This is a genomic window from Streptomyces recifensis (genome assembly GCF_002154615.1).
Lineage (GTDB): Bacteria > Actinomycetota > Actinomycetes > Streptomycetales > Streptomycetaceae > Streptomyces > Streptomyces griseoluteus.
Map to the genome: position 1 here is coordinate 1 of NZ_MUNH01000620.1, position 4,742 is coordinate 4,742.

The 4,742-nt window shown below is 74.7% G+C and carries 4 protein-coding genes; all 4 read right to left on the reverse strand.

Annotated features, from left to right (window positions below):
- On the reverse strand, positions 1 to 1,686 hold a 1,686-nt coding region (locus CCN33_RS27265), incomplete at its 3' end, for an ANTAR domain-containing protein (protein WP_208621922.1).
- Between the two features lie 99 nt (positions 1,687 to 1,785).
- Positions 1,786 to 2,166, reverse strand: coding sequence for a hypothetical protein (locus CCN33_RS27270; protein ID WP_086696094.1), 381 nt, complete (start codon positions 2,164 to 2,166; stop codon positions 1,786 to 1,788).
- A 176-nt stretch (positions 2,167 to 2,342) separates the two neighbouring features.
- Positions 2,343 to 3,284: a MurR/RpiR family transcriptional regulator gene (locus CCN33_RS27275; protein WP_086696095.1), complete on the reverse strand. Its 942-nt coding sequence runs from the start codon at positions 3,282 to 3,284 to the stop codon at positions 2,343 to 2,345.
- A 54-nt stretch (positions 3,285 to 3,338) separates the two neighbouring features.
- A partial coding sequence (locus tag CCN33_RS27280; protein WP_107484004.1) for a glycosyltransferase family 39 protein occupies positions 3,339 to 4,742 on the reverse strand: 1,404 nt, incomplete at its 5' end.

Sequence of the window (4,742 nt, forward strand, 5' to 3'; positions counted from 1 at the left end):
CAGCCGGTCGGCCAGCGCCCGCTCGGCCTGGAGCACCCCGCGCTGGAGCAGCATCGCCCGCTCGCTCTCGACCAGCGCGAGTTCGGCGCTGCGCTGGGCGGTCAGGTCCTGGACGAACCCGTGCACCTCCGCGGGCGTGCCGTCCGGCTCGGTCACCGCCTCCGCGACCATCCGCAGGTGCCGTACCCCGCTCGGCGCGTCGATGCGGAAGGGCACGTCGAAGGGGCGGGCTCGGTCGACGAGTTCGGTGATCGCGGCGCGCAGCGGAGCCGCGTCCTGCGGCGCCACCAGCGCGGGCAGCTCCGCCAGCGGCACCGGCCCGCGCGCCGCGTTGAGACCGAGCACGGCGTACGTCTGCGCGGACCAGGAGGTCTCGCCGGTGACCAGGTTCCAGTTGGCCCAGCCCAGATTGCCCAGCCGCTGCACGTCCCACAGCCGCTGCTCCTGCCGGTCCACCGGGTCCAGCCGCAGCCAGGTCACCAGCAGGCCGTCGCCCAGCGGCGTCGCCCGCACGGAGTAGGTGGCGGTCACCGGTACGCCGTCCACCACGTCCTGGTAGGCGAACGGCGCGCTCTCGAAGGGCACGCCCGTGGTGAGCGCCGTGAGATAGCCGTGCCACAACTGCTCGCCCGCGACAGTGGGATAGCTCTCCAGGATCTGCCGGCCGAGCATGTCGCGCCCGGTGTTGCCGAACACGTCGACCGCCTCCGGGCTCACGGCCTCGATCCGGTAGTCCTCGACCGCGCCGGACGCGGAGCGCAGCGGGCGCAGCAGGATCGTGGCACCCGGCAACGCGTCGAGCACCATCTGCACGTACGGGGTGATGCCGCTCGTGTCGCCGCCCCGGTCCGCATCGAAGGCGCGCAGCCGCCCCGCACACAACCGGGCGGCGCCCAGCAGTAGTTGACGCTCGCGGGGCTCGAACGGACCCCCTTGAGTTCGCAGTACGCCGAGTGCCACGCCCGAGCCGTGCCCCCCCGGCACCGGCAGCCAGGCCCGCGACAGCCACCGCTCCGAGGGGTCCAGGAGCACGTACTGGCGCCGGTCCTCGGCAAAATTCTCCAGCCAGCGCGGCGCGCCGGTGCGCAGACAGTCCAGCGGGGCGAGCCTGCTCACCTCGGGCAGCCGACGCCAGCGCCCGGCGAGAGCGGCGTCGACGCCCGCGTACCCGATGAGTTCGAGGCCGTCCTCGGACCGGTGCTGGTACAGCACGACGGCGTCGACGGCCGCGTCCGGGCCCAGATGGCGCAACAGGCACCCGGCCAGCTCCTGCGGCGAGCCGACCCGCACCAGCGCCCGGCCCAGGTCGGCCAGGACGTCCGCGAGGTCGCCGGGCGCGGTCGGCGCGGGCTTGCGGGAGGCGGACACCGGCGCCGGCGCACCGGAGGGGTCCGCGTCCGGGCCGGCCGGCTTCGGGTGCTCCAGCGTGCCGAGGGTGAGCCAGCACTCCTCGATCAGGGTGCGGCGCCCGGCCTCGGCGCGGGCGAGCAGTTCCTCGTGAGCGGCGTCGGCGGAGCGGCCGGTGAGGGCCATCAGCGCACCCTTGGCGCGTTCCAGCACCGCCGAGGACGCGGTGAGGTCCCGCAGCCGCTCCAACTCGGCGCGCTGCCGGGCCACGACTCTGGCCAGCGCCGCCACATCGGCGCCGAAGCCGGTTTCCACGGAAGGGGTGGGCTCGCTCGTCACGCCACGAGCATGGCACACCCCGGCCGTTCGCTCACTTGTCCGGCCCGGCCGTCCCCATCAGGGGCGGCGGGTGCCGGACCGGGTGCGCGAAGAGCGGGGTCAGCGGCCGGTACCACGGGCGCCCAGTGCCTCGGAGACGGCGCGGACGCTGCGCGCGATGTGCTGGAGCTGGAGCAGCTCGGCGGCGTACAGCTTGATGGTGTGCTCGATGACCGACTCCGGCAGTCCGAGCACCGGCAGTTCGGCGCGGGCGGTCTGCAGCGCGGTGCGTGCCACCCGGATCTCCTGCTGGACCTGGAGACCGGCGTGCCGGGCCAGCAGGACGGGGTGCTTGATCAGCGCCGGATAGCTGGCGTAGCGCGCCGGGATCAGTTCGCGCAGCCACTTGGCCGCCGAGCGTTCCCAGTCGTAGCTGCCCGGCTGCTTGACCTGGCAGGGCCAGTCGCGGCTGATGCGCGTGGTGGTGATCGGCATGCTCATCGCTTCCGGTGTGCCTCGTCGCCGGAGAGGGTGGTCCGACGGGTGGGGGCGGCCCTGGCCCCGGCGGGCCGGGCGGGGACGCCACGGAATCCGTGAGCAGTATTTATATATGCCAACCGCTTTGCAAGACGGATGAAAACATTCATCCGTGCCGGGTGGTGCCGATCCGCGCCGGATCAGTCCCGCAGGAAGAACTGCTGCTGGTCGGCGACGTGCTCGTACTGCTCCAGGCGGGCCTGGGTGCGCTCGGGGTCGGCGTCGGTCATCGCCTGGAGCAGCGCGGCGGCCAGCAGACCGGGGGCGGCGTACGAGTCGAAGACCAGCCGGGAGCCGGTGCCGGTGGCGAAGGTGACGTCGGCCGCCTCCGCCAGCGGGCCCAGCGCGAGGTCGGTGACCAGTGCGACCTTCAGCCCCGCCTCCCGCGCCACCCGCAGCGCGGCGAGCGTCTCCTGCGCGTGCCGGGGCATGGCGAACGCCAGCACCCAGGTGCCGCCCGCCTCACGGGACTGGAGCAGCGCGTCGCACGCCACGCTGCCGCCCCGCGTCACCAGCCGCACATCGGGGTGGATGCGCCGGGCCGCGTAGCCGAAGTACTCCGCCAGCGACCCCGAGATGCGCAGCCCCAGCACGGTCAGCGGGGTGGAGCGGGACAGCTCGCGGCCCACCCGGATCACCCGGTCGGGGTCGGCCAGATCGCGGCGCAGGTGCTCCAGGTTCTGGATCTCCGCGTCCACGGCGGCCTGCAGCTCGTTCGCCCGGTCCTCCTCGCCCGGACCGCCCGCCAGCGCGCCCAACGCGATGGACTGCAGCCGCTCCCGCAGCGCCGGATACCCGCTGAAGCCCACGGCGGAGGCGAACCGGGTCACCGAGGGCTGGCTCACCCCGGCCCGGTCGGCCAGCTCGGTGATGGACAGGAAAGCGGCCTCGGTGAGGTGTTCGATCAGGTACTGCGCCACCCGGCGCTGTCCGGGGGAGAGCCGGGGCCCGTCGAACAGCGCCCGGAGCTGGGAGGTCGGCGCGGCCTCGGCGCCCGTGCCGGGTCCGCCCGAGGTGATCGCTGATGCCTGGGCGCGTGCCTGTTGCGGCGAGGGCGCCGGACCGTCGACTTTGTCTCCCACGACGAGCCAACATAGCTCACCACTGCTGGTCGCCCCCCGTGTCGGCCCGGAGGGTCAGCGGCGGTACACCGTGATCGAGTGCCCCACGTCGTCGACCGCGCGGCTCGTGCGGATCAGCTCCGCCAGCCGCCCCCGCGCCTTGGCGGCGGCCGAGTCCGACACCACCAGCAGCCCCCGCACCCGCTCCGGCGGCACCGAGAGCGGCGCGCCCGCGTGGATGCCGTAGTACGACGGGACCCCGCTGCCCTTGTAGACCAGCCACACCCGCTCGCCCGGGTACCGCTCCCGCAGCCGGTCCGCGAGGGCGCCGAGGTCCTGGCCCCAGTCCACGTTGGAGTCGTGCAGCAGCCGGTGCGTCCGCGCCGGGCCGCCGAACGCCTCGTTGGCGTAGGGCAGGTAGTACGGGAACGTCCGCAGCGAACTCACCGCCACCCACAGCACCAGCACCCCGGCCAGCGCTTCGGCCCACCGGCGCCGCAGATGCGTGACGCAGCCACCGGCCAGCGCCAGGAACACCGGGACGAACAGCGCGTACCGGGTGCCGAAGTCCCGCGCGCCCGTCGTCGCCACCGCCAGCAGCAGCGCGGGCGGCAGCAGCAGGTACGGGGCCGCGGGGCGCAGGCGGGGCACCGCCAGGACGGTCACGGCGCCGGCCGCGCCCAGGGCCAGGAGGCCGAGCGGGGTCTTCACCAGGAGGGCCACCGGCAGGTAGTACCAGAGGGCGCCGGTGTACACCCGGCCGAACAGGAAGCCCTCCCACGGGTAGTACTCCATGGCGAACTGCGCCCGCAGCCCGGCGCCGTAGGCGGGCGGCAGCGGCAGCAGACCGCTCACCAGCGCCCGCTTGCCCGCCAGCGGCGGGAGCGGCTCGGCGGGCGCGAAGCCGAGCCGGGGGTCGACGACCAGATAGGCGGCCCAGACGACGGCCAGCGCCACCGCCAGCACCACGCCCGCGCCCCCCAGCGCCGCCAGCGCCCTGCGCCGCCGTCCGGCACCGGCTCGCGCCTGCCGGACGGACCAGGCGGCCAGCAGCATCAGCAGCGGGATCGCGGGCAGCGCGCTCATCTTCGTGGCCACCGCCGCGCCCAGCGCCGCCCCGGCGAGCGGCACGTACAGGTGGGGCCGGTTCCGGGCGCGCCAGGCCAGCCACACCGAGGTCAGCAGGAAGGCCGTCATCGGGAGGTCCAGCGTGGCCAGCGAGCCGTGCGCGACGACGTCGGGACAGAAGGCGTACAGCGCGAGGGCCACCGGACCGGCCGCCCTCCCGGCCAGGTCCCGTGCGAAGGCGAACACCACCAGCCCGCCGAGCAGCGTCAGCGCGATCACCGGCAGCCGCGCCCACAGCATCAGCCGCCAGGGGTCGTTCCCCGACTCGTACAGCAGATGGCGGCCCGCCTCGCCCTGGGTGCCGGGGAACCCGGGGTCGTAGTGCGGGGCGGCCACCGCGATCCCGGCCGC

Bases quoted from the DNA above. Each gene is read 5' to 3' on its own strand.
- CCN33_RS27270 (WP_086696094.1), bottom strand. From the start codon at position 2,166: ATGAGCATGCCGATCACCACCACGCGCATCAGCCGCGACTGGCCCTGC.